The organism is Pseudomonas sp. W15Feb34 (genome assembly GCF_023127765.1).
Taxonomy (GTDB): Bacteria; Pseudomonadota; Gammaproteobacteria; order Pseudomonadales; family Pseudomonadaceae; genus Aquipseudomonas; species Aquipseudomonas synxantha_A.
This window is the reverse complement of sequence record NZ_SPKN01000012.1, coordinates 23205-47921: the sequence shown is the minus strand read 5'-3', so window position 1 is coordinate 47921 and position 24717 is coordinate 23205. Positions and strand designations below refer to the sequence as shown.

The window sequence follows — 24717 nt, the reverse complement described above, 5'->3', positions numbered from 1 at the left end:
GTTCCCCGCCCTTCTTATTGTTTTACGAGTTCGGCGCCGGCTGGCGTGGCGACACGAACGCCACCCTGCCCCACCAGAATCAAGTTGCCATTGCCTGCGGCTGTGACTGCCGAGAGTGAAATCCGGTCCGGGCGATTGAACACGCTGAACGTCTGGCCGTCGTCATGGCTGACCACCACGCTGCCACCGTTGCCGACGACGACGATGGCGCCATCATCAAGCAAGGTGGCGCCAGACAGGCCGAACTCAAGCGCACCGCGTGTGGCATTGAGTTCGACCTGTTCCCAGGTGCTGCCGAAATCCGTGGAGCGGTAGAGATTGCCGCGCAAGCCATAAGCCAGCAGGGTCTGCGGCTGCGCCGTACTGATCACGCCAAACAACGAGCCCTCGTAGGGGCCTTCGAGTTTCTCCCAGGTTTGGCCATCGTCGCTGGAGCGGAACATGCTGCCCTGTTCGCCGACGATAAACAGGCCGGCGTCCTTGATCCGGGCGATGGCGTTGAGGTGAAACTGGTCTTCGTTATCGAGGCGGTCACTGACGTCGGCCCAGGTGGTGCCGCCGTCGGTGGTTTCAATCAACGCACCGTAGGCGCCGACGGCCAGTCCGTGCTTGGCATCGTTGAACCACACATCGAGCAACGGCGCTTCGCGCTTGAGGTCTTCATATTGCTGGGTCCACGTGGCGCCGCCATCGGAACTGGCAAGAATTTGCGCATCATGGCCGACGGCCCAGCCCTGTTTGTCATCGACGAAAAACACCGCCGTGAGCAGTTGCCGGGTGGGGACTTTGGCTTGGGTCCAGGTGTTGCCCTGGTCATCGGAATACAGGATATGCCCACGATCACCGACCGCCACCAGGCGCTTGCCGGCGTGAACCACATCGATCATCAAGCCTTTGGCGGCCTTGGGGGATTGAATCGCAAATACCGCGGCGGCGGAGGTATCGCTGGCGGCCAGCACGGGCGTAGACAACACCGCACCGGCAAGCAGCGAGAGCGCTGTGGCCAGCAACGCAACCCTGCGTGCGGCGCGTGGGCGGCAAACAACCCAACCCATGACAGGCTCACTCATAGACCTTTCTCCCATTTATTATTGTTAGGTCGGCTTATCTTCCAGGACGTTGAAACCTGCAATCTAGAGCGCCTGGAGTCAGCACGGGCCATCCTATCGGGCTTTGGAATCGTCTGACAATCGGCGCTACGTTATCTTTTGTTAACTGGCGGCGTTTGGCTACGGCTGAATAGGTTCATATCAACTGAAGTGATGAGTGAATTTTTATTCCAACTATTGATATTTGCGAATTTTTATTCCATTAATGCCATCCCTGAAAACAATAATCAAAGGACCACGGCTATGCGTGAACTCGGAATCGGCTTGATCGGCACAGGCTTCATGGGCCGTGCCCACGCGTTAGCGTTCAATAACGCGCGCACAGTGTTCGAGTTGCCGGTACAGCTAAAGCTTGCTGCCCTGGCCGATGCCGACACCGAGCGAGCCCAACGCTGCGCCACGGCCTGGGGGTTTGACCAGGCTCATGGCGATTGGCAGGCGCTGATCGAGGACCCCAAGGTCGATGTCGTGGCCATCACCACCCCCAACCACCTGCACTACCCCATGGCCATGGCCGCGATTGCGGCGGGCAAAGCGGTGTATTGCGAGAAACCCCTGGCCATCAGCCTGGAGCAAGCCGATGCCATGCGCCGTGCAGCCAGCAACGCCGGGGTGGTGACGCGAGTGGGCTACAACTACCAGCACAACCCGATGATCGTGTTGGCGCGCCAGATGCTAGCCCGGGGTGAGCTGGGCCAGATCATCAGCTTCCAGGGTGAGTTCAGCGAAGACTTCATGGCCGATCCGGTCTCGCCGTGGTCGTGGCGTTGCGAAGTGGGACACGCCGGTGGTGCTCTGGCTGACCTGGGCAGCCATTTGCTGTCGATGGCGCGTTACCTGGTGGGCGATGTGATCAGTGTGTGTGCCGATACCCAGACCGTGCATGCTCAGCGCCCCACTACCCAAGGCAGCACTGATTTGAAATCCATCGCCGTGGATGACCATGTGCACGCCCTGCTGCGCTTCGCCAACGGTGCACGCGGCACGGTGAGCAGCAGTTGGCTCAAGCACGGCTACAAAAACCACCTGTGCTTTGAGATAAGCGGGACCAAAGGCACCTTGGCGTTCGATCAGGAGCGCTTGAATGAACTGCGCCTGCACCGCGTCGGCCAGGCCGGCTTTCAACGCGTGTTGGCAGGCCCTGCGCTGCCCGGCTATGCGGCGTTCAGCCCGGCGGCGGGGCATCAGTTGGGCTACAACGAGTTGAAGACGCTGGAGGTGCAGGAGTTGATCATGGCGCTGGCGGGGCAAGGTGCGGATGGCACGGACTTTGATGCTGCATGGGAGGTGGAGCGGTTGGCGACAGCGATTCGCGTGGCGGCCCTGGAGGAGCGCTGGGTCAAGGTCAGCGCACTTTAATCAATCACGGTGCTAGTAATCAATCACGTCGCCCTGTCTACGGGCGACGTCACTCACTGTTGCATGTTCTTTGCACGCACTCAGTGCTTGTTTTCTAAATAACGAAAATATGAGCGCACGAGCCATTCAACGCCCATTCCATCTGACAAGATAACCGTCGCCCTTCGCTTAAATAGCTTGGCACCTCCCCCACAAAGTAATTATTCCGACAACGCTTAGCACACTAACAACATGATCACAGTTACCTAACAACACAATCATATATCGAAATACTGTACCCCTAGAGCAGCCTCCCAAAAGCGTCTAACTTACCCCCACCTTCAACATCAATTGCAAGCATGGCCAGCAACTAACACCCACTTACTCAAGAGCCTCAATCATGTCGTCGATTCGCGCTTACTGCCCGCCCGCAAAATCGTTCTCTGTGACAGCCGAAACTTCCAACTTGTCCGCTAGCAACTCACTCTCTTCCGATCCTCCCAATGAAGTTGCTAAAAGTCTCACTCGCAGCAACTATAAAATACAAGATCGCAATGGTGACGGACAACTCACTGTGTCTTATGCATTTACCGAATTCAGCGAGACCAAAAAGAGAGCATTCAGGCAGGCACTTCGGTCTTGGGAAGATGTTATAAAAGTCAATTTTGTCGAAAATGGCAAAAATGCTGACACTCACCTGTCAGTTCGGGAAGTCTCAGGTGGGGGCGGTGACGCTACGTTGCCAAATGCTTACGGCGCTCAGGACGTAAATATCGGAAAAAATGAAGGGGCCGGGCTGCATGCGGCAATGGTCCACGAGATCGGGCACACCTTGGGACTTGAGCATCCGGATCTTGACCTCCCTCAAAGCAGCGACGTCTATAGCACTATGAGTTATAAATTCAGCTTGTTTCGCCCCAATGGAAATAATAAAAACTCGTTCGTATCGGACTCTTCCCAAACCCCGATGATGCGCGATATTGCCGGCGCTCATCTGCAATACAAGGCCAACGACGAAACCCGTAAAGGCAATACGACCTACGGTTTCAACTCCAACACAGAGCGCGACCACTACACGTTGACCTCCCCCAACGACTTGCCGTTCTTTTGTATCTGGGATAACGGCGGCGAAGACACTCTGGATTTTTCCGGATTCAAAAAAGATCAAAGGATCAACTTGAACGCGGGAAAAATCTCAGATGTCGGCGGCCGTCAGGGTAATGTATCAATCGCCAAGGGCGTTGTTATTGAAAATGCCATTGGCGGCTCGGGGCACGATGTGCTGATCGGCAATAATGCCAACAACCGCATGAGGGGAGGTGCTGGCGGCGACACGCTGACCGGTGGAGGTGGCGCAGATACGTTTGTATATAACAGTGTCAGCGACTCACCTGGTGAAAACCCCGATACACTCACAGACTTCACAAGTGGCATCGACAAGATTGACCTGACAACCATGTTGAAAGATGCGGGCATCCAGAAACCCAAGCTTGTTGACTGGCACACGGGGAAGAAAGGTGAACTGACGCTGGACTACGATGAGAGTATCAAGCGCTACAGGCTGATCATGAATGTAACTGGCGACCCCTATTCCATGCTGGTGATTCTGAGTGAAAAGCCCATAAAGCCCAAAGATATTTTGACGAATGCCACCCCAGTGGTGCCACCTGAATCAAAACCTACACGCCCTTCCGTTCCCACTCCGGTACCCACGACGCCACCCCCGGTTACGCCTCCACTTGCGCAATCCACAGCCGCCGACACTGTCTACGGCTTCAACTCCAACACGGGCAAGCCTGAAACCAGCCTTACGTCTCCCACCGACAGGCCCGGTTTCAGCGTGCACGACAAACAAGGCAATGACACGCTGGACTTCTCTGACTTCGCGCAAAACCAGCGAATCAACCTGACCCCGGATTCACGCTCCAGCGTGGGTGGTTTGACTAACAACGTGCACATCAGCGCCCAAACCCTTATCGAAAACGCGAAAGGCGGCACAGGCAACGATCGTATTACCGGAAACAGTGCGGACAACGTCCTGACTGGAGGTGGCGGAGCCGACATACTGACCGGCAACGGTGGCTCCAACACGTTTACTTATCATGCCGCCGGCGACTCCCCGCGCAACAACGCTGACTTGCTTATGGACTTCACCACAGGCCAAGACAAAATCGACTTGAGCAGCCTGAGCGAAAATTCGCAAGTCCAACTCAACTACGTCAGTCAGTACAGCGGACAACCGGGCGATACCATCCTGACATTCAACCCAAAAACCAATAGGTACTTCCTCGGTGTCGATTTGACGGGAAATGGCAAGACTGATTTCTTGATCAAAAGCATCCGACCGATCCACAGCCAGGATGTCATTGGTCTCAATTTCCCCGACGATGGTTACCTCTGACGATTGGCCAGCCCCGGTAAACCGAGTCAGCGCAATGCGCGCCGCAGTACCTTGCCAACCGTCGTCTTGGGCAGCTCGGTACTGCGGAACTCCACATACCGGGGCACCTTGTACCCCGTCAGGTATTCCCGGCAATGCGCAAGAATCTGCTCCTGGGTCAGGGCCGGATCCTTGCGCACCACGATGATCTTGACCTTCTCCCCACTCACGGCATCTTCCACACCGATCGCCGCCACTTCCGCGACACCCGGGTGCATCGCCACCACGTCCTCGATTTCATTGGGGTACACATTGAAACCCGAGACCAGGATCATGTCCTTCTTGCGGTCCACCAGGCGAATATAGCCGCGCGCGTCCATCACCCCGATATCACCGGTGGACAACCAACCGTCGGCATCCAATACCTCAGCGGTTTCCTTGGGCCGCTTCCAGTAGCCCTGCATCACTTGCGGGCCGCGTACTTGCAGCTCGCCTTGCTCGCCGATGTCAGCCAGCTCGCCGTCTTCGCGCATGAAACGCACCCAGGTCGACGGCAACGGCACGCCGATGCTGCCGGTAAATTCCATCTCGCGCATACGCGAAATATCGATAGGGCTGATGCTCACCACGGGCGAACACTCGGTCAGCCCGTAGCCTTCGATGATCGGCAGCCCGGTCACCTCCTTCCAGCGCTTGGCCACCGCGGTGTGGGTGGCCATACCGCCGGCGATCACCAGGCGCAGGTCGGAAAAATCCCGCGAGCAGAATTCCTTGTTCTCCAGCAAGCCATTAAACAGCGTGTTAACCCCGGCAATCCCGTTGAAGCGCTCCTTGCGCAGGATCATCTGCACCCGCTTCACGTCCCGCGGGTTGGCGATGAGGATATTGCGCCCGCCCAGGCACATGAACATCAGGCAATTCACGGTCAGCGAAAAGATGTGGTAAAGCGGCAGCAGGGTCACATTGGTTTCCTGCTTGTGCTGGTCCAGTTGGTCGCCGACCCAGGCCTTGGCTTGCAGCAGGTTGGCAATGATATTGCGATGGCTGAGCATCACGCCCTTGGCATCGCCGGTAGTGCCGCCGGTGTACTGCAGGAAGGCCAGCTCATCGCGATCCAGCGCAACCGGCAAGTGGTGCAGCCCCCTGCCCTGTTCAAGCACCTGATTGAAGCGCAGCGCACCGGGCAGCTTGAAAGCCGGCACCTGCTTCTGCACGCGGCGCAGGATAAAGTTCATCGCCGCGCCCTTGAAGGTCCCCAGCAAATCACCGATAGCCGCTAGCACCACGCGCTTGACGCTGCTGCCGGCCATGGCTTTTTCCAGGGTGTGGGCGAAGTTCTCGAAGATCACCACGGTTTCGGCGCCGCTGTCCTTAAGCAAGTGCTTGAGTTCATGGGCGGTGTACAACGGGTTGACGTTGACCACCACGGCACCGGCCAGGATCGTGCCCAACAGGCAGATCGGGTACTGCAAGCAGTTGGGCATCATCAGCGCCACGCGGTCGCCCTTCTTTACGCCCTGGCCCTGTAACCAAGCGGCAAAGGCGATGCCCTGAACCCGCCAGTCGGCGTAGGTCATTTCGGTGCCGATGCTGACGTAGGCCACCCGCTCGCTGAATTTTTCCAGATGCTCCAGGAACACTTCACGCAGCGACGGATACTCCTCGATCCCGGTCTCGATATCGGCTGGAACGCCGGGCAGGTAAGTGTTCAACCAGATACGTTCGGTATGTTCCAGGCTGATAGCGTTCATGGCAGTGTCCTTATTGTTGTTTTTAAAAGCGTTACTTTTCGACGATGGCGGTAATGCCCAATCCACCCGCCGCACAGATCGAGATCAGGCCGCGGCCACCACCGCGTTCATGGATCGCCTTGGCCAGCGCCGCCAATTGCCGACCGCCAGTGGCCGCGAACGGATGGCCGCAGCCCAGTGAGCCACCGTTGACGTTCATCTTGCTGCGCTCGATGGTGCCCAAGGGCGTCTCAAGGCCGAGCCGCTCGCGGCAATATTCAGGGTCTTCCCACGCTTTGAGCGTACACAGCACCTGGGCGGCAAACGCTTCGTGTATCTCGAATAAATCAAAGTCGGCAAAACTCAAGCCTTCCCGTTGCAACATGCGCGGCACGGCGTAGGCCGGTGCCATCAGCAGGCCCTCGGTGCCGTCGACAAAATTTACCGCCGCCGTCTCACCCGTGCGCAAGTAGGCCAGCACCGGCCAGCTATTGGCGGTGGCCCATTCTTCACTGGCAAGCAGCACCACCGAAGCGCCATCGGTCAAGGGCGTGGAGTTGCCGGCAGTGAGGGTGCCGTTCTGGCGGTCGAATACCGGCGACAGGCCCGCCAGTTTCTCCAGGCTGATATCGGAACGCAGGTTATTGTCGCGGGCCAGGCCGCGATGGGGGCTGATCAGGTCGTCGAAAAAACCGCGGTTGTAGGCCGCGTCCAATCGTTGGTGGCTGGTAAGGGTCAACTCGTCCTGGGCCAGGCGCTTGATCTGCCAGCGCTTGGCCATTTCTTCGCAGTGCTCGCCCATGGACAGCCCCGTACGCGGCTCGCCATTGCGCGGCAGCAGCGGCTTGAACAACATCGACGGGCGCACGTTGAGGAGTTGCTTGAGCTTGTCGCCCATGCCCTTGGCGCGATTGGCCGCAAGCAAGGTATGGCGCAAGGATTCGTTGATGCCGATAGGCGCGTCGGAGGTGGTGTCGGCGCCACCGGCAATGCCGACTTCGATCTGGCCCAGAGCGATTTTATTCGCCACCAGCAGCGCAGCTTCAAGCCCGGTGCCGCAGGCTTGCTGCACATCATAGGCCGGAGTTTGCGGCGACAGTGTGGTGGACAACAGCGCTTCACGGGCCAGGTTGAAATCCCGCGAATGCTTGATCACTGCCCCGGCGGCAAATTCGCCCAGGCGTTGGCCATGCAGGTTGTAACGGTCGACCAGGCCCTGGAGAGCGGCGACCAGCAGATCCTGGTTGCTGTCATGGGCATACACCGTGTTGGAGCGAGCAAACGGAATGCGATTGCCGCCGATAATCGCCACGCGGCGAGTTGGCGCCGGGTTGAAGCTGTAGTCACTCATCACGGGTTCTCTTTCCAAATAAACAGCCCGCGCATATGGGGTTTGTCCCCGGCGAAATTGCGCACTTCGAACTCACGGCGTGGGCCGGTCACCGGGTGGCTCCACAGGGCGACCTGGCCAGGCAGGAAAATCGGCAACTTGAAATCGCAATGCGCTTGCGCCTGCTCCAGGCCACCGGGCGGTTGTTGCGCCGCCAATGCACGGCCCAGCGTCCACATGCCATGGGCGATGGCACGGCGAAAACCAAAAAGCCTGGCCCCAATCACCGAGGTGTGAATCGGATTGAAATCCCCCGAGACCTTGGCAAAGCGTCGCCCCAGGTCGGCGGGAAGCACCCAGCGCTGGGTGCGCAACAAGCCTTCCTCCTGCAATGGCAATGGGTCATTCCATGGCTCACCCACGGGGTTGTTGACGTTACGGCGCAGGTACAGGCTGTCGCTTTCCCACACCAGCGCGCCCGCACTGAAGGCACGGGTGGCGATGCTCAATGCCTGCCCCTTGGGATGGGCGACCCAGCGCTCGCAGTACACCTCCACGCGCAACGCCTGGCCCTGGTGCAGGCGCTGGTGCTGACGAATACGATTGGCCAGATGCACCATGCCGCTGGCCGGGTACGGGAAGCTTGGCCGGGTCAGCAGCATCAAGTGCAAGGGAAAGGCCAATACATGGGGGTAGGACAGCGGCACGCCCTGTTCGGGACGAAAGCCACAGGCCCGTGCGTAAGCGGCGATACCCGCGGGGGAAAGCGCCACTGCAGAGCGCACCAGGCACGCCGTGGGTAACAGCGGCGCACCGTCGAGCTTGGGCTTGCGCATAGCGCGCATACCGTCGAGCAGCAGCTGCGTGCGCGACGGCAGCGGGTCGATAATCTGCGTCACATAGTCCATCGCTTCAGGCTCCCAACAGGCTTTGGCCACACACTCGCACGACCTGGCCATTCACTCCGCCCGACGCAGGATGAGCGAGCCAGGCGATGGTCTCGGCCACATCAATGGGCTGCCCGCCCTGGGACAATGAATTCATGCGCCGCCCCGCCTCACGGATCATCAACGGGATCTTCGCGGTCATCTGGGTCTCGATAAAGCCGGGCGCCACCGCATTCACTGTGACCTGCCGGGCCGCCGCACGCGGTGCCAGACCTTGCACCAGGCCAATCACGCCCGCCTTGGAGGTGGCGTAGTTGCTTTGCCCCAGGTTGCCGGCAATCCCTGAGATCGACGACACGCAGATGATGCGCCCACCGGCGTTGATGCCCTGGTTGTCGAGCAAGGCTTCACTGAGCTGCAACGGTGCCTGCAGGTTGACCGCCATCACGCTGCGCCAGGCGGCTTCGGTCATCTTGGCGATGGTCTTGTCACGGGTGATCCCGGCGTTGTGCACCACCACATCAAAGCCACCGTATTGGCTGACATGGGCTTGCAACAGCGCGGCGGTGTCGGCGGCGGTGATGTCCAGGGGCAACGACGACCCGCCGACGCTGGCGGCGGCCTGTTGCAAAGCTTGCTGGGCCTGGGGCACGTCCACGCACACCACATGGGCGCCGTCACGCGCCAGCACCTGGGCGATAGCCAGGCCGATGCCTCGGGAAGCACCGGTGACCAAGGCACGGCGACCGGCGAAGGGTTTGTCCCAATTGACGGTGGTGTTGCCATCCACAGGTCTTTCCAGGCGCACCACCTGCCCCGAGACATAGGCAGAGCGGCGTGACAGGAAGAAGCGCAAACTGCTGTCCAACGCCTCCTCGGCACCCGGCGCCACATACAACAATTGCACGGTGATCGCCCGACGCAGCTCCTTGGCCAGCGAGCGCACCAAACCCTCGAGGGCGCGCTGGGCGATGGCTTGGGGCAAGTCCTGGCAGTGTTCCGGCGCGGTGCCGAGCACCACCACTCGGCCATGTTGGCCTAGGCGTTTGGCATTGGCGTGGAAGAACAGGTAGAGCTCGTCCAACTGTTGCAGATCGACCACGCCACTGGCATCAAACACTGAGCCTTGCACCTTGACCGTGGATGGCGCCTTGAGGGTTGCCGCTGTGGCGGCGACGGTGTCGGTGGCGCTGAAGATACGCAGCACCGACGCCGCCAGGCGCCCTGCCCCGGCGATGATCACCGGGTTGGCCAGCCCGGCCTGGCCGCTGCGATGACGCTGCAGCGGCAAGGGTTGCGGCAAGCCAATAGCCTGGGCCAGGCGACGGCCCCAGGGGGAGTTGACGAATGAAAGGTAGTTGTCACTCATGGTAAGCACTCACTCACGCCACACATTTGCCTTGTAAACCCAATCAAATGTGGGAGGGGGCAAGCCCCCTCCCACACTGTCAATTCACCGGGGCGTTTTCGCTTTGGCTGCTGCGCCGTTTGGCGGCCGGTTCGAGCGCCTGCTTGCGCTGCTGCAACGCCTCCAGCAAACCAAAATCCTGGGGGAAGTCATCCACCTGGATACCGTGATCGGCGTATTCCACATAGCGGCCCAGCAAGGCGTCCTCGTCGTCGCTGATCAAGTCCAGCGCCCGCGCCTTGACGCGCCATTCGGTAAAGGCCGTGGCCGAAATCGGCAGCGGGCCAAGCAAACCTTGCTTGATGGCGGGTTTAAGCCGAGCCTCGATCGACTCCACCTGTGGCAGTAAACGAAAGCCCAATTCGCCGTAGGCCAGCTTGTCGATTTCCGGGCGCGGGATGTAGGAATTGGCCAGCAAGCGGTCGCGGGTTTCCCCAGGGGTTTGCACCACATCGGCCACTTGCGCCAACAGACGATCCGACGGTTTGTGCAGGGGAATGCCAAACGGAAAACTCAACGCGCGCACCACCGTCGCCGCTGGTTTCGACGGGTAGTTGTCGAGCACTTCGGCCAAGGCTTCATGGGCGCGCAGCAACGCGTCCTGCGCCGCCCAATGCACCAGCGGCAGATCTGCCTGGGGCCGGCCGTCGTCCTCGAAACGCTTGAGCACGCACGACAGGATGTACAGCTGCGACAGAATATCCCCCAAACGCCCGGTGATACTTTCCTTGCGCTTGAGGGCCCCCCCGAGCACGCCCATGGAAATGTCCGAGATCAACGCCAACACCACCGACAGCCGATTGGCCTGACGGTAGTAGGACGCCAGCGCCGGGTCGGTCTTGGCTGGCGCGGCGAGCAGGCGCCCGCCAGTCAGGGAATGCACCGCTGCGCGGACGGTGTTGGCCAGCACAAAACTCACATGGCCGAACATCGCGCTGTCGAAGTCTTCCAGCGCCTTGCGCCGGTCCGGGTTGCGCGCCGCTTCCATTTCGCGAAACACATAGGGGTGGCAACGAATCAGGCCCTGGCCAAAGATGATCAGGCAGCGGGTCATGATGTTGGCGCCTTCCACCGTAATGGCGATGGGGCTTTGCTGATAGGCACGGGCGAGGAAGTTATTGGGCCCCATGCAGATGCCCTTGCCGGCGACAATGTCCATGCCGTCGTTGACGATGATGCGCGCGCGCTCAGTGACGTGGTATTTGGCAATGGCTGAGATCACTGAAGGTTTCTCACCGGCATCCAGGGACGCTACCGACACCTTGCGCACCGCATCGCAGGCATACAGGTGCCCGGCCATGCGCGCCAACGGAGCCTGCACCCCTTCGAACTTGCCGATGGGCAAGCCGAACTGCTTGCGCATCGCCGCATAGGCTGTAGTGCCGCGCACGGCGACCTTGCCCAGGCCAACGTTAGCCGAAGGCAGGGAAATAGCCCGGCCCGCGGCCAGGCACTCCATCAACATGCGCCAGCCGTTACCGACTTGTTCACGGCCGCCAATCACCCACTCCAGTGGAATGAATACGTCCTTGCCGGTGGTAGGACCGTTCTGGAACACCGCATTCAGCGGCCAGTGACGACGACCGCTGTTCACCCCTGGATGAGAAGTCGGGATCAGCGCACAGGTAATACCCAGGGAACCGGCCGCGCCAAGCAGGCCGTCCGGGTCTTCGGCGCGAAATGCCAGGCCCAGTACCGTGGCAATCGGGCCAAGGGTGATGTAACGCTTGTCCCAGGTCACTTTGAAACCCAGCACTTCTTCGCCTTCGTGCAGACCTTTGCAGACAATGCCCAGGTCCGGGATCGCACCCGCGTCAGAGCCGGCATACGGGCTGGTCAAGGCAAAACACGGGATGTCTTCGCCCCGCGCCAGGCGCGGCAGGTAGTAATTGCGCTGGGCGTCGGTGCCGTAATGCAGCAGCAATTCGGCCGGGCCCAGGGAGTTGGGCACCATCACCGAAATCGCCGCCGCCGAGCAGCGAGTCGACAGCTTCATCACCACCTGGGAGTGGGCGTAGTGGGAGAAGCCTTTGCCTCCGTACTGCTTGGGAATAATCATGCCGAGGAACCCGGCGTCCTTGGTGTATCGCCAGCCTTCGGGGGACATGTCCTGCCAGACTTGGGTGGTTTCCCAGTCGTTGGCAATGTCGCACAGGGTTTCGACCTCATTGTCGAGAAAGGCTTGCTCCTCCGCACTCAGGCTGGCCGGCGCGGCTTGCAACAGGCGCTGCCAGTTGGGCTTGCCGCTGAACAGCTCGGCATCCCACCACACAGTGCCGGACTCGATGGCCGCACGCTCGGTGTCGGACATCGCCGGCATGATCGTGCGAAACTGGCCTAGGGCCTTGCTGGTCAACAGCGTGCGGCGCAGGGGTTTGAGCGCCAGCACCAGGGCCGGCAACACCACCAGTACCGCCGCGACGGCGGTGCCCAGGCCGGCCACGACGTTGAACAGGTAACCCGCTGCCAGCCAAACCAGGCCAGTGACCAGCCACAGGGTAGCGGCGGCTTGTCGATACGCCAGGGCAATCGCTGCTGCGAAACCCACCAATAACCAGATAAGCATAGGGATACCTCTACTTGATTCGAGATGTGGCCAAAGCACAGGCAGGTCGAGCTGCGCGGCGGCGTAAAACCACACTACAAACTTGAAAGACCAAATTCAAATTTTGTTTTGAAATTTTTATTTAGTCATTGAGCGCAATAATTTGAGGCCGAACGAAGGCCTCAAAACAGTTATCAAAATCGTTGAGCAGCGAGCACCAGATACTCTGGTACTCGCTGTCAGGATGGGCTCAGAACTTGTACGTGGCTGACAGGCTGACAATATCGCCTGAGGACTCGGCCTTGCCGTCAAGCCTGCCACCGCCCAGTCGGTCTACGTTCTGGGTCTTGATGTTGACCTTCTCGACAAATTGATGCGAGTACGCGGCGTCCAGAGTCAAGCCAGGAACGGCTTTGATATCGTAGCCCGCACCCAAAGAGAGAAAATAACGGTCACCGTCAGGAATACGCGGATCGCGCGTCGAATTGCGGGTTGGCGTTTGGTCATAGGCCACACCAGCGCGCAAGGTCAGCTCGTCCGTTGCCTTGAAATCTCCCCCCACCGAGTACATCCACGCATCTTTGTAGTTATAGGGAATGGCGACGATAGTCGAACCCTGAGACTTGAGCGTGAGGTCCTTGAAGGACGACCACTGGGTCCACATGGCGCTGACACCCAAGGTCCAGCGGTCGTTGAACTGGTGCACCCAGTCGAGCGCCGCGGTGGCTGGAATATCCAACTGAGTACTGGCATGGGCGCCACCGGGGTAAAGCGTCAGGCCCGGATAAGCCGTTTCGACCAGCGTCTTGCCGTTACCGAAGATCGTATCGTCAGTCATCAGGCCATTGTTCAAGGCATCAGCCCGGACGCTGTATTTGCCTGTCAGCTTGTTTTTGATTTTGGCGTGATAGTTAAGGCCCAGCGAGTCTCGATCAGTCGGCTTCCAGACAACACCGGTAAACCAGCCAGTGGAGATGTTATCGACCTTCACCCGCATCAGCGCGGTGCCGACGCCCGCCGGAAATGCCCCGTTACCCAAGCCTGGTGAGACTGACGCGGCCGAAAACAGGTCAACATTCTGGCTGACGAAGCCTTGACTGCGCTGAACGATAAGGCCCCCGCCGATGGAGAAGTCGTCACGCACCTTGAAGGATAAGGAGCCCGTCAGACCGACGGTCTCGATTTTGGTGTCCACGGCGAAGTCGCGAAACTTGGAGTTTTCATTCCAGGTGGTGCGCATACCTTGCGGCACGACCTGACTGAGGCCGAATGCAAAGCGGTCACCGATTGGAATAACGAGGAAGCCAGTAGGCAACCAGGCGGTGAAACCACCCTGGCCGCCATCGTTGTTATTGAGTGTTGCAGTGCTGGGGTCAAAGCTGCCATCAGGCATTACCGCCGTATTACTGACCGGGTTACCGGTGTAATCATAGGCTTGGCCGCTGTATTTGATTTTGACCCGGGCATAGTCAACGGTCTGTTGAACCACGGACTGGTCGACGAACGCCATGGCCGCCGGGTTGTTGTAGGCAGAACTTGGATCATTCTTGAACAGAGAGCCGCCGCCGAATGCCCGGCCCCAGCCTGGAGCACCATAAGTCGGCGTGGAGAAACCACCCGCCTGCGCGGGCGCAGTCGTCATCAAGCCTCCCAATATTGCCAGCCCCAGCAGTGTTTGAGCCTGTTGTTTCTTACTGATCATGCGGCACTCCTTATTATTATGCGCTCCCGGCATGGCCGGCTTTCCACGTCAGCCGGCACCTCTGGCGAGGTACCGGCCTTTCAGCGGGTGATCAACCCTTTTATCCTGCAATAAGCAGCCGTTATGGATTGACGGTCAGGCCAGCAGCAGTGGTGGTCAGCGAGACCACGTTGCAGCCACCGCTCAGAGCCTGGTTGGCAGCCGTAAGCGTGTGAGTCGCAGCATTCCAGGCCACGCTGATAGTGGATGGACCGCAGTCGGTACCTGGGATTACGATGGTCTTTTTAATGGTGTAACCAACGTTCTCTACTTGGCCGGTAGTGCCCGACAAGGCCGTCAGCTTCCAGCCTGGCGACGGGATGCTTTTCAAGGTGGGCAATGCACACAGGCCACCGCCGGTCAGCGAGGCATTGTTGATAGTCGCAACGCCGCCGCTGACATTGCCGCTGAAGGTAATGCCACAGGTCACAGGGCCCCCGAACGACGACGGTGACTGCACCACGATGGAGCCTGCGGTCGTGGTGAAAGGGCCTTCCGGGCTGATTGAAGCCGCACTGGCCATCGAAGCAGCACCCATGCAAACAGCCAGGGCAGTCAACGACACGAGAGTTTTCAAGCTTTTCATTGTTTTTCCTCACATGTTATGGCGATTCATTTCGCCAGGGGTAATGGCCATGATCGAGAGGTCACGGTGAAACTGCAGAACTTCCCTTTCCAGCCAAATTTCAATGCATTTACCGCTGCAACAGTTGGAACGGTTTATTCGACCACTTTGAAGTTGGGCGGCATCTTGATGGATACCGTGTTGATCTTGCAGTCTTCGCCAATAGCAACATTGGCGGCTTCCAACTTGCCGGTGGCGTTATCCCAAGTACCGTCGGCGGTTGAAGGGCCGCACTTGCCGCCCAGGCCAAAGGCGTGCACATCGACGCTGATCCTGGACATCGAGCCACTCTTTGTATCTTTGGCGACCAGCACCCAGGGCAAATTGATCGCTTCGACACGGCTGCATTTGAGGCCACCGTCAAACTCGACTTTATCGACATTCACCGATGAGCCATCGGCCGCGACCTTGCCGGCCACCTTGATCGTGCAGTCGGCGCTGATCAGCTTGCCTTTGGAAAAGCTGATGGGCCCTTGAGCCGTGAAGGCACTGCCAGCAGGTTCGATACGAGCAGCCTGGGCCTGGTGATAAACAATCAGGCCCATCGCTGCCAGCAGGATATGGGCGGTGAACTTGGCAGAACTTTGCATGGTGTACGTCCTTCCCTTGAAATTATTTTTGTAGGGTCAAACCACGTTCTTGCACCTGATACTGGGGGCGACAAGGACCTGCGCGATACACAGATCCCGAGTACGCCCGTACTGCTTACTTCATCTCAAAACGGCTTGGCGCTGTTGCTGTACTTCTCCAGATACTTCAAACGCTGTGACGGTTGAAGATTGGTCAGGGTGATATCCCCGGCATAATGATTGAGTACCCGATGGTCCATACGACGTCGCCACAGGTAAGGCACATAGGCCCAGACAATCATGCTCGCGTAACCATACGGAAGTTGCGGTGACTCATCGAAGTGGCGCAACGACTGATAACTGCGCGTGGGGTTGGCATGGTGATCGGAATGCCGCTGAAGTTGGAACAGGAAGATATTGGTGACAATCCGGTTACTGTTCCATGAATGGCGCGGCGAGCAGCGTTCGTAACGGCCATTGGGCAACTTCTGGCGCTTGAGGCCGTAATGCTCGACGTAGTTCACCACTTCCAGCAACGAGAACCCGTAGATGCCCTGGATGATCAGGAACGGAATCACCGCCGCGCCCAACCAGGCAATCATCGCGCCCCACAACACCACGCTGTACATCCAGGCACTGAGCACGGCGTTCTTCCAGTGCAAGGCCGGCAAACCGAGTTTGCGCAGGCGTTCGCGCTCCAAGTTCCAGGCCGACACGGCGCTGAACCACACCGAACGCGGCAGGAATGCCCAAAAACTTTCCCCCAGCCGCGAACTGGCGGGATCTTCCGGGGTGGCGACCCGAACGTGATGGCCGCGGTTATGTTCGGTGTAGAAGTGCCCGTAGAACGTCGGCGCCAGGGTGACCTTGGCCAGGAACACTTCCAGGGGCTTGGGTTTGTGCCCCAGTTCATGGGCGGTGTTGATCGCGATGCCCGTGGCAGCGCCGGTGGACATTGCCATACCCAGGTAAGTGAACACGCTGATGTGGCCATGCAGTTCAGTGCGTGCGGTGACGAATGCAGCAGCCTTGGCCAGCCAGCTCGACGGCTCAAGTGTGGCCGTGGCGTTCAGCAGGCCGCCGTTGATGATCCAGTCGATGCCACCGGCGGCCAGCCAGCCGGTGATAATCACTGAAGAGATCACAAACAGCACGCCGGTGTAGACGATCCAGCGATAATAACGTTGGGATTCAAGGTTGCTGACGGCAGATTCAGGCGGGTTGCTGACATCTTCGCCGAGCAAGCCGTCGATCAGGGGGATCAAGCCGAAGATCACCAGCACACCCACCCACCACAATTGCTGTACGCCCGTGCCGATCGCCAGGGCGCCGGAGAGCAAGGGGGTTGCCAGTGGCATGATGCCGAGCCACCACAGGTGGCGCTTTGCGTCGGTCCAGACGTGCGGGGCGGCCAGGGTCTGATTCATGGCAACCTCCGTACACATCCGGTGTGCATTGGGGCAGCAAACAGGTTTACGGAGCGCTGACTGCCCCGAGAAATCAACCATGCGATAAAAGGCGTTTTTTTCATTATTTTATTCGCTCTTAGGCATTTCAAAAATAATTTCAAATTACACATTGAAATAATTTTTTTAAATAAATAGCGCGGAATCGTTAGGTCGTCAACTAGTTTCTCCCGCCCTTTTTACCGTGACCGGGCAGTCTCTTTTTCAGCCGTCTGGTCAGGTGTCTAGGACAGGCATCAACGCCTTTGAACCGCGAGTCGGGTGCACCCTTATCTACTCGCCAGGGCCTTGGGAGGGTGCAACAGCCGGATGCCTGCCCCGGGCCTGACGCGCTTGGCGACCTGCTCCACCAGCGCCACCACTCGCTCTGTCGCGGTGATCGGCAACATATGCCCACAGCCTTCGACCACTTGCATTTTCAGCCCTGGCACCTTGCTCGCCAGGGCCTGGCCGTGTTTCTGAAAGTCGAGCACCTTGTCGCGGGTGCCATAGATCAGCCCGATGGGCAAGGTCAGTTGCGGGTAGCGCTTGACCATGTCGGGCAGGTGGTCGTTGACCCGGTTGATTTCGGTGGACGCGGCATAGAAGTTGTCTGGACGCATGCCCAGCAGCCCGCCGCCCCGGGTGGCGAAGTCCGGCGGTGCGGCATCGGGGCCGAAGACGCCTTTGACCACTGCATTTTTACTCAGCAGGCCAACGGGCATCGTCAGGGTGTGGGCCATCCAGCGTCGCAGCCAGGCCGGGCGCACCGATAATGACAGGAACACCAGCGGCAACATGCGTTGCGGGTGAGTCAAAGGCGCTACCAGTACCAACCCGGATACCGCATGGGGATGGTCGAGGGCCAGCGCCAGAGCAACCGCGCCACCCAGGGAATGGCCCAGCACCAACGGCTTGCCCAGGTCGAGCGTGTCGATAAAGGCCGCGATTTGTCGGGCCTGGCCCGGTAAGTCTGCGGCCGTGCCGCTGTGTCGGCTGGAATAGCCGGACCCCGGCCGGTCAAGGGTGATCACGCGAAAATGCTCTCGCAACTGACCGGACAAGGCATACGTGAGGTTACGGCTGCTGCCCATCAGCCCGTGGATCATCACCAGCGGCGGGCCCTTGCCCTCTTCGACATAATGAAAGCGCTCGCCATCCACCTCGACGAAACGCCCGTTGATCGGAACCCGCGCTTCAATGCGCCGCGTCATCCAGGCACTCAAGCCCCATAACGCCACGCTGGCGCCGGCCAGCACACCCGCAGCGACAACCCATTCCACAGCCATAGCTCGGTCCTCTGCTTCCCTGCTGCTGGCGACCCGACCGGAATTGATCAGGGCCTCAGCCATCGTCCACCCCTTGGACCTGGGCGCCCTGCATACCACGCTCGTCCGTCGGACAAATCGCACATGCGGAACAAGGTCCTAGCGTAGGCGAAATTTTCAGGTAGATTATTTAAAATCTTTTTTAAAATAATTAATTCAATTTTCCTTTGCAATGGTGTTCTATCTAAAAGACAAAACAAAAAGAGGAGCACATCCGATGCCCACCCGCTTTCTATCTATGAGGCACGCCCATGACTGCCCACAGTGATTCAATTGACATTGCCATCATTGGCTCGGGATTCGCTGGCCTGTGTATGGCGATCAAGCTCAAGGAAGCCGGGCTCACCGACTTCTTCATCGCCGAACAGGCCGAGACCCTCGGCGGTACCTGGCGCGATAACCACTACCCGGGTTGCGCCTGTGACGTGCAGTCCCATGTGTATTCATTTTCCTTCGCGCCCAACCCGGACTGGTCGCGACAGTTCGCGACACAACCTGAGATCCGCGCCTATCTGGAACACTGCGCCACACGTTTTGAGCTGGCGCCCTATCTGCGTTTTGGCATGGCCCTGCAACGTGCGGTGTTTGATGAGCAACAGCAGCGCTGGCACCTGAGCTTCAGCAATGGCCGCCAAGTCAGCGCACGGGTGCTGGTCTCGGCCATGGGCGGGCTGTCTCGCCCGGCGCTGCCGGATATCCCGGGGCTGGACAGCTTCAAGGGCAAGCGTTTTCACTCCCAGCAGTGGGACCATGACTACTCGTTGAAAGGCAAGCGCGTGGCCGTGATCGGCACCGGCGCCAGTGCCATCCAGTTCGTGCCGCAGATCGCGCCACAGGTGGCGCACCTGGACCTGTTCCAGCGCACGCCGCCCTGGATCATGCCCAAACCGGACCGGCCGATTTCAACGCTTGAACGCTGGCTGTTCAAACACTTGCCGTTCACCCAAAAGCTGGTGCGCGGCGCGTTTTATTGGGCACTGGAAGGCCGGGTGGTGGGTTTTGCCTTGCACCCACGCCTGATGAAGATGGTGCAGAAAATCGCCCTGCGGCATCTGCGCAAACAAGTGGCCCGCCCTTCCCTGCGCAAGACGCTGACGCCGGACTACACCATCGGCTGCAAGCGCGTGCTGATCTCCAATGACTACTACCCGGCGCTGTCGCGCAGTAATGTCGAGGTGGTCACCGACAGGGTGCTGCGCATCGAAGCTGACGGTGTGATCACCACCGACGGGATCAAGCATCCCGCTGACTGCCTGATCTTCGGCACCGGCTTCCAGGCCAGCGCCCCCTTGCCGCGAGACTGCATCATCGGCCGCGACGGCATCGACCTGATGGACGCCTGGAGCGACGGCGCCCATGCCTTCAAAGGCACCACCGTGCCGGGCTATCCCAACCTGTTTCTGATCGTCGGACCCAACACCGGCCTGGGGCATAACTCGATGATCCTGATGATCGAAGCTCAGGTCACCTACATCCTCGATGCCTTGAAACATATGCGGCGCCAGCGCATTGCCACGGTCGAGGTCAAACCCGCCGTAGAGCACGCCTACAACCACCAGTTGCAGGACAAGCTCAAGCGCACCATCTGGAACACCGGCGGCTGCCAGAGCTGGTACCTGGACCCACGCACCGGCAAGAACACCACGCTGTGGCCCGGTTCTACCTGGCGTTTCAAACAGCTCACCCGTCACTTTGCGCTCAAGGACTACGTCGCCAGCCCGTTGCCGGCGCCCGCTCTGCCACGTCCCGTACCAGCCCCTCACTCCGCAACAGAAGGCAGCCTGTCATGAAGTCATTCAATGGCCGCGTTGCGGCGATCACCGGTGCAGCCTCCGGCATGGGCCGCGCATTGGCTTTAGCCTTGGCACGCGAAGGCTGCCACCTGGCCTTGGCCGACAAGAACAGCCAGGGGTTGGAACAGACCCTGGAGCTGATCCGCACATCGACCTTGTCGCCCGTGACCGTTACCACGCAGGTGCTGGACGTCTCTGACCGCCAAGCCATGCAGGATTGGGCTGCACGCTGTGCCGCGGAACATGGCCAGGTCAACCTGGTGTTCAACAATGCCGGGGTGGCGCTGTCGAGTACCGTCGAAGGCGTGGACTACGCCGATCTGGAATGGATCGTCGGCATCAACTTCTGGGGCGTGGTGCATGGCACCAAGGCGTTCCTGCCATATCTCAAGGCCAGCGGCGAAGGCCACATAGTCAATACTTCCAGCGTGTTCGGCCTGTTCGCCCAACCCGGCATGAGCGGTTACAACGCCACCAAGTTTGCTGTGCGCGGGTTCACCGAGGCTCTGCGCCAGGAACTCGACCTGCAACGCTGCGGCGTATCGGCCACCTGTGTGCACCCCGGTGGCATTCGTACCGATATCTGCCGCAGCAGCCGTATCGACGCGAACATGACCGGTTTCCTCATCCACAGCGAACAACAGGCCCGCGCCGATTTCGAAAAGCTGTTCATTACCGACGCCGACCAGGCCGCCAAAGTGATCCTGCTAGGTGTACGCAAAAACAAGCGCCGTGTGTTGATCGGCCGCGACGCCTATTTTCTCGACCTGCTCGCCCGTTGCCTGCCTTCGGCCTATCAGGCACTGGTGGTGTTTGCCAGCAAACGCATGGCGCCCAAGCCGCGCACACAGGTCTTTGAAACCAACGACCAGTCCCATCTCTGAACAGGAGGACGCAGCATGTTGCCGATCCGTCGCGATATCCGTTTTGCCTTGCCTGCCGAGCGCATCAAAGACTGGCATGAACAAGGGCCGGTGATCAGCCACTTCTTCAACGCCCTGTCGTTGCTGTTTCCCCAGGGCGAGCTGTTTTTCATGGACAGCGTGCGCCACTACCGCGGGCAGATCGACGATCCCGAACTGAAAAAGGAAATCCAGGGTTTCATAGGCCAGGAGGCCATGCACAGCCGCGAACATGTGGCCTATAACGACCTGCTGCAAGCGGCGGGCTTGCCGGCGCACACCCTCGACCGACGCCTGAAGTTCTTCCTCGACTTGCAGAAGAAACACCTGCCGCCGTCGTTCAACCTGGCGGTGACCATCGCCCTTGAGCACTACACTGCGATGCTGGCGGAAATCCTGTTGAGCGACCCCTCGCGCTTTGGTGATTCACTCAAGGGTTACCAGCAGATGTGGTATTGGCACGCCTTGGAAGAAACCGAACATAAAGCCGTAGCCTTCGATGTATGGAACCAGGTGATCAAACCTGGCCCCGCACGCTACCTGCTGCGCACCGGCACCATGCTGACCACCACCGTCATGTTCTGGCTAGTGGTGCTGGACTTCCACGTGCGGCTGCTGATTGCCGACCGCACCTCGGGCGGCACGCTGAAGGGGCTGTGGCGCATGGTCAAATACTTGTACGGCCCCAAGGGCGTGTTCCCGCGGATGCTCAGGCCGTGGCTGCATTATTTCAAACCGGGGTTTCACCCCTGGGAACATGACAACCGCGCACGCCTGGCAGGCATAGATGGCTTGCTTGAAGAGATCGAGCGCACGCGGCGCGGCGCCAAAGGGGTGTAGCTACCGATGCCTATGCGCGCCATGGGTGCTAGACCTTTGGCTGCAGCAGCAAGGCGACCAGGGCGCTCCACCCCGTCTGGTGCGACGCCCCCAACCCTCGCCCTGTCTCGCCATGAAAGTATTCATGAAACAACACCAGATCGCGGCTGGCCGGGTCCGCCTCCAGCTGCGCATACCCTGCCATGGATGGCCGCAGGCCATTTTCATCGCGCAGGAATAATCCGGTCAGGCGCTGGCTGAGGCTGTCGGCCACGTCTTCCAGCGACGCCAGATAGCCGCTGCCTGTGGGGTACTCCACTGAGAAGTTATCCGCGTAGTAGCGGTGAAATTCGCGCAGCGATTCGATCAGCATGTAGTTCACCGGCATCCACAGCGGCCCGCGCCAATTGGAGTTGCCGCCGTACAGGCGAGAGTCGGATTCGCCGGGCTGGTAACTGGCGCACAGGGTGTCGCCATTCATCTTCAGCGCCAGGGGTTGCTCTGCAAAGGTCTTGGACAAGGCGCGCACACCGAAGGTCGACAAGAACTCCTGGTCATCCAACATGCGGCGCAGCAAATCCTTGGTACGCTCGCCACGCAGCAACGCCAACAACAGGCGATTGCCCTGCCCCGGTTCGTTCCAACGCGAGACCAGTTTGGCCAGGTCGGGCCGGTGATGCATAAACCCCAGCAGACGCTCGCGCAGGCCTTCCAAGCCTTCATGTTCGCGCTGCTCCAGCACCAGCACGGCGAATAGCGGCATCAGGCCGACGATAGACCGCAAACGCACCGGTTCGCTCTGGCCGTCGGGACGGTGCAGTACGTCGTAGAAGAACAGGTCCTGCTCATCCCACAAGCCTTCGGCACTGTCATCGACGCGGTTGATGGCGCCGGCGATATATAGGAAGTGCTCGAAAAACTTTACCGCAATGTCCACGTACACGGCGTTGCGCTTGGCCAGCTCCAGCCCGATGCGCATCAGGTCCAGGGCATAGGCCGCGACCCAGGCAGTGCCATCGGCCTGGTCCAACTGGTAACCCGGCGGCAGCGTGGCCGAGCGGTCGAACAAGGCGATATTGTCCAGGCCCAGAAAACCACCCTGGAACAGGTTGCGGCCTTCAGCGTCCTTGCGGTTGACCCACCAGGAAAAATTCAGCAGCAGCTTGTGGAAGATCCGCTCCAGAAAGTCCATATCGCCCACGCCGGTCAGCGCCTTGTCTTGCTGATACACGCGCCAGCTGGCCCAGGCATGCACTGGCGGGTTGGCATCGTCGAAGCGCCATTCGTAGGCGGGCAATTGGCCGTTGGGGTGCATGAAACGGTCTTTAACCAGCAACAGCAGCTGTTGCTTGGCGTAGCCGGGATCGATCAGCGCCATGGCCACCGCCTGGAAGCCTTGGTCCCAGGAGGCGTACCACGGGTATTCCCAGGTATCGGGCATGGACAGGATGTCGAAGTTGGACAGGTGGCGCCAATGGGTATTACGGATATGCAAACGCTCGGGCGGCGGCGCAGGCTGGGCCGGATCACCGTCGAGCCACTGGTTGACGTCGAAATAGTACAACTGCTTGGACCACAGCAAGCCGGCCAGGGCCTGGCGCTGCACATTGCGCGCATCGTCATTGGCGATACCCTGTTGCAGGGCTGCGTAGAAGTCATCGGCCTCGCGGCGGCGCTGTTCGAACAACTTGCGTGCGTTGACCTCGGGGGCGTCCAGAGGGGCAAAGCGCAGATAGAGGCTTTTGCTTTCCAGGCCCGCTAATTCAAGACTGAATCGCGCCGCCACCTTGGTGCCCGCGTCACCGCGAATGGCCCCTTGATCACCCTCCACCACGTAATCGTTGATGCCATCCTTGAACGGCCCGGACGTCGGCTGCCCGCCCAGTTTGGCGAAGTTGCTCTCGTTTTCGCAGAACAACCATTGCCACCCATCCTGGCCCCAGGCGGTGAGCTGGCGATCGTCCATCTCATGATGACGGGCGAGCACGCGGTCGCCGTCCAGCGTCAACCTGGGTTTGGGCGCATCAAAGGTCCAGCTCCAGTCATTGCGCGCCCACAACTGGGGCAGCACCTGCAGACGTGTCGGCTGCTCCGAGCGGTTGTGCACGGTGACACGCATGAAAATATCGTCGGGCTGGTGCTTGGCGTATTCGACGCTGATGTCGCAGTAACGGTTGTCTTCAAACACGCCGGTATCAAGGATTTCATACTCGGTATCGCCCAGCCCACGGCGAGCGTTTTCAGCGATCAGGTCGGCATAGGGAAAGGCGGCATGGGGGTATTTGTAGAGCATGCGCATGTAGGCATGGCTCGGTACGCCATCGACGAAAAAGTACAGTTCCTTGACGTCTTCACCGTGGTTGCCTTCAGCGTTATTGAGGCCGAACAGGCGCTCCTTGAGGATCGCATCCCGTTCGTTCCACAGCGCCAGGCCCAGGCACCAGCGTTGTGCCTTGTCGCTGAAACCGGCCAGGCCGTCCTCGCCCCAGCGATAAGCGCGGCTGCGCGCCTGTTCATGGGGGAAGTAGGCCCAGGCGTCGCCATCGGCGCTGTAGTCTTCGCGCACGGTGCCCCACTGGCGTTCGCTCAAGTACGGGCCCCACTCACGCCAACGCTCGGCATCTTGCGTCGCCAGGCGCTGGCCTTCAATCGTGTCAAGCAGGCGGTTTGCGGGTACGGCCGTCATTGAGTCCTCCATCACCTACACAGTGAGGCGCAGTGTAGAACCCAATGGTGCGCGGTTGCACATGAAGACTCAAAGCACCTGG

At 59.7% G+C, this 24717-nt stretch carries 17 protein-coding genes; 5 read left to right on the top strand and 12 right to left on the bottom strand.

Features of this window, described 5'->3' with window-relative positions; all coding sequences use genetic code 11:
- Positions 1-14: 14 nt before the first annotated feature.
- Complete coding sequence (locus E4O97_RS06785) at positions 15-1055, bottom strand: YCF48-related protein (protein ID WP_248161022.1); 1041 nt, start codon at positions 1053-1055, stop codon at positions 15-17.
- A gap of 297 nt (positions 1056-1352) precedes the next feature.
- Here E4O97_RS06785 and E4O97_RS06780 point away from each other — a divergent pair, with 297 nt between their 5' ends.
- Positions 1353-2468: a Gfo/Idh/MocA family oxidoreductase gene (locus E4O97_RS06780; protein ID WP_248161002.1), complete on the top strand. Its 1116-nt coding sequence runs from the start codon at positions 1353-1355 to the stop codon at positions 2466-2468.
- A gap of 379 nt (positions 2469-2847) precedes the next feature.
- The gene (locus E4O97_RS06775) at positions 2848-4848 is read left to right on the top strand and encodes a M10 family metallopeptidase C-terminal domain-containing protein (protein WP_248161001.1); all 2001 of its coding nucleotides are present in this window, start codon (positions 2848-2850) and stop codon (positions 4846-4848) included.
- 26 nt (positions 4849-4874) lie between these two features.
- On the opposite strand, the gene E4O97_RS06770 is transcribed toward E4O97_RS06775, so the two are convergent.
- From E4O97_RS06770 to E4O97_RS06725, 10 genes are all read right to left on the bottom strand, one after another.
- Positions 4875-6578, bottom strand: a complete 1704-nt coding sequence (locus E4O97_RS06770) for an AMP-binding protein (protein ID WP_216091263.1) — start codon at positions 6576-6578, stop codon at positions 4875-4877.
- A gap of 31 nt (positions 6579-6609) precedes the next feature.
- On the bottom strand, positions 6610-7908 hold the full coding sequence (locus E4O97_RS06765) for an acetyl-CoA C-acetyltransferase (RefSeq protein WP_248131430.1): 1299 nt from the start codon (positions 7906-7908) through the stop codon (positions 6610-6612).
- On the bottom strand, positions 7908-8795 hold the full coding sequence (locus E4O97_RS06760) for a MaoC/PaaZ C-terminal domain-containing protein (protein ID WP_248161000.1): 888 nt from the start codon (positions 8793-8795) through the stop codon (positions 7908-7910). The genes E4O97_RS06765 and E4O97_RS06760 overlap by 1 nt, the downstream gene beginning before the upstream one ends.
- A gap of 4 nt (positions 8796-8799) precedes the next feature.
- Positions 8800-10143, bottom strand: a complete 1344-nt coding sequence (locus tag E4O97_RS06755) for a 3-oxoacyl-ACP reductase (protein WP_248160999.1) — start codon at positions 10141-10143, stop codon at positions 8800-8802.
- Positions 10144-10222: 79 nt separating this feature from the next.
- Positions 10223-12748 carry an acyl-CoA dehydrogenase gene (locus E4O97_RS06750; RefSeq protein ID WP_248160998.1) on the bottom strand — a complete coding sequence of 842 codons (2526 nt, stop codon included), beginning with the start codon at positions 12746-12748 and terminating at the stop codon, positions 10223-10225.
- Positions 12749-12977: 229 nt separating this feature from the next.
- Positions 12978-14429 carry an outer membrane protein transport protein gene (locus E4O97_RS06745; RefSeq protein ID WP_078821201.1) on the bottom strand — a complete coding sequence of 484 codons (1452 nt, stop codon included), beginning with the start codon at positions 14427-14429 and terminating at the stop codon, positions 12978-12980.
- A gap of 121 nt (positions 14430-14550) precedes the next feature.
- Positions 14551-15054: an alkane oxidation protein activator PraB gene (gene praB, locus E4O97_RS06740; RefSeq protein WP_078821200.1), complete on the bottom strand. Its 504-nt coding sequence runs from the start codon at positions 15052-15054 to the stop codon at positions 14551-14553.
- A 134-nt stretch (positions 15055-15188) separates the two neighbouring features.
- Positions 15189-15683: an alkane oxidation protein activator PraA gene (praA, locus tag E4O97_RS06735; RefSeq protein ID WP_078821199.1), complete on the bottom strand. Its 495-nt coding sequence runs from the start codon at positions 15681-15683 to the stop codon at positions 15189-15191.
- A 125-nt stretch (positions 15684-15808) separates the two neighbouring features.
- Entirely contained in the window at positions 15809-17089 is a 1281-nt protein-coding gene (locus E4O97_RS06730) for an alkane 1-monooxygenase (protein WP_032880808.1), read from the bottom strand.
- 308 nt (positions 17090-17397) lie between these two features.
- A complete protein-coding gene (locus E4O97_RS06725; protein ID WP_148853912.1) occupies positions 17398-18396 on the bottom strand; it encodes an alpha/beta hydrolase in 999 nt (332 codons plus the stop codon).
- Positions 18397-18686: 290 nt separating this feature from the next.
- On the opposite strand from E4O97_RS06725, the gene E4O97_RS06720 reads away from it, so the two are divergent.
- From E4O97_RS06720 to E4O97_RS06710, 3 genes are read left to right on the top strand one after another with little or no spacing between them, the layout of a single operon-like run.
- Positions 18687-20225, top strand: coding sequence for an NAD(P)/FAD-dependent oxidoreductase (locus E4O97_RS06720; protein WP_248160997.1), 1539 nt, complete (start codon positions 18687-18689; stop codon positions 20223-20225).
- Positions 20222-21112, top strand: coding sequence for an SDR family NAD(P)-dependent oxidoreductase (locus E4O97_RS06715; protein WP_005787815.1), 891 nt, complete (start codon positions 20222-20224; stop codon positions 21110-21112). Before E4O97_RS06720 ends, E4O97_RS06715 begins: the two co-directional genes overlap by 4 nt.
- 15 nt (positions 21113-21127) lie before the next feature.
- Positions 21128-21970 carry a metal-dependent hydrolase gene (locus E4O97_RS06710; RefSeq protein WP_005787814.1) on the top strand — a complete coding sequence of 281 codons (843 nt, stop codon included), beginning with the start codon at positions 21128-21130 and terminating at the stop codon, positions 21968-21970.
- A gap of 28 nt (positions 21971-21998) precedes the next feature.
- Here E4O97_RS06710 and E4O97_RS06705 read toward each other — a convergent pair whose 3' ends face one another.
- On the bottom strand, positions 21999-24635 hold the full coding sequence (locus E4O97_RS06705) for a glucosidase (protein WP_216091256.1): 2637 nt from the start codon (positions 24633-24635) through the stop codon (positions 21999-22001).
- Positions 24636-24717 lie beyond the last annotated feature (82 nt).

What these genes read in the sequence shown, in the direction of transcription:
- E4O97_RS06785 (WP_248161022.1), bottom strand. Translation starts at nt 1,055, where the DNA reads ATGGGTTGGGTTGTTTGCCGCCCACGCGCCGCACGCAGGGTTGCGTTG.
- E4O97_RS06780 (WP_248161002.1), top strand. Translation starts at nt 1,353, where the DNA reads ATGCGTGAACTCGGAATCGGCTTGATCGGCACAGGCTTCATGGGCCGT.
- E4O97_RS06775 (WP_248161001.1), top strand. Translation starts at nt 2,848, where the DNA reads ATGTCGTCGATTCGCGCTTACTGCCCGCCCGCAAAATCGTTCTCTGTG.
- E4O97_RS06770 (WP_216091263.1), bottom strand. Translation starts at nt 6,578, where the DNA reads ATGAACGCTATCAGCCTGGAACATACCGAACGTATCTGGTTGAACACT.
- E4O97_RS06765 (WP_248131430.1), bottom strand. Translation starts at nt 7,908, where the DNA reads ATGAGTGACTACAGCTTCAACCCGGCGCCAACTCGCCGCGTGGCGATT.
- E4O97_RS06760 (WP_248161000.1), bottom strand. Translation starts at nt 8,795, where the DNA reads ATGGACTATGTGACGCAGATTATCGACCCGCTGCCGTCGCGCACGCAG.
- E4O97_RS06755 (WP_248160999.1), bottom strand. Translation starts at nt 10,143, where the DNA reads ATGAGTGACAACTACCTTTCATTCGTCAACTCCCCCTGGGGCCGTCGC.
- E4O97_RS06750 (WP_248160998.1), bottom strand. Translation starts at nt 12,748, where the DNA reads ATGCTTATCTGGTTATTGGTGGGTTTCGCAGCAGCGATTGCCCTGGCG.
- E4O97_RS06745 (WP_078821201.1), bottom strand. Translation starts at nt 14,429, where the DNA reads ATGATCAGTAAGAAACAACAGGCTCAAACACTGCTGGGGCTGGCAATA.
- praB (WP_078821200.1), bottom strand. Translation starts at nt 15,054, where the DNA reads ATGAAAAGCTTGAAAACTCTCGTGTCGTTGACTGCCCTGGCTGTTTGC.
- praA (WP_078821199.1), bottom strand. Translation starts at nt 15,683, where the DNA reads ATGCAAAGTTCTGCCAAGTTCACCGCCCATATCCTGCTGGCAGCGATG.
- E4O97_RS06730 (WP_032880808.1), bottom strand. Translation starts at nt 17,089, where the DNA reads ATGAATCAGACCCTGGCCGCCCCGCACGTCTGGACCGACGCAAAGCGC.
- E4O97_RS06725 (WP_148853912.1), bottom strand. Translation starts at nt 18,396, where the DNA reads ATGGCTGTGGAATGGGTTGTCGCTGCGGGTGTGCTGGCCGGCGCCAGC.
- E4O97_RS06720 (WP_248160997.1), top strand. Translation starts at nt 18,687, where the DNA reads ATGACTGCCCACAGTGATTCAATTGACATTGCCATCATTGGCTCGGGA.
- E4O97_RS06715 (WP_005787815.1), top strand. Translation starts at nt 20,222, where the DNA reads ATGAAGTCATTCAATGGCCGCGTTGCGGCGATCACCGGTGCAGCCTCC.
- E4O97_RS06710 (WP_005787814.1), top strand. Translation starts at nt 21,128, where the DNA reads ATGTTGCCGATCCGTCGCGATATCCGTTTTGCCTTGCCTGCCGAGCGC.
- E4O97_RS06705 (WP_216091256.1), bottom strand. Translation starts at nt 24,635, where the DNA reads ATGACGGCCGTACCCGCAAACCGCCTGCTTGACACGATTGAAGGCCAG.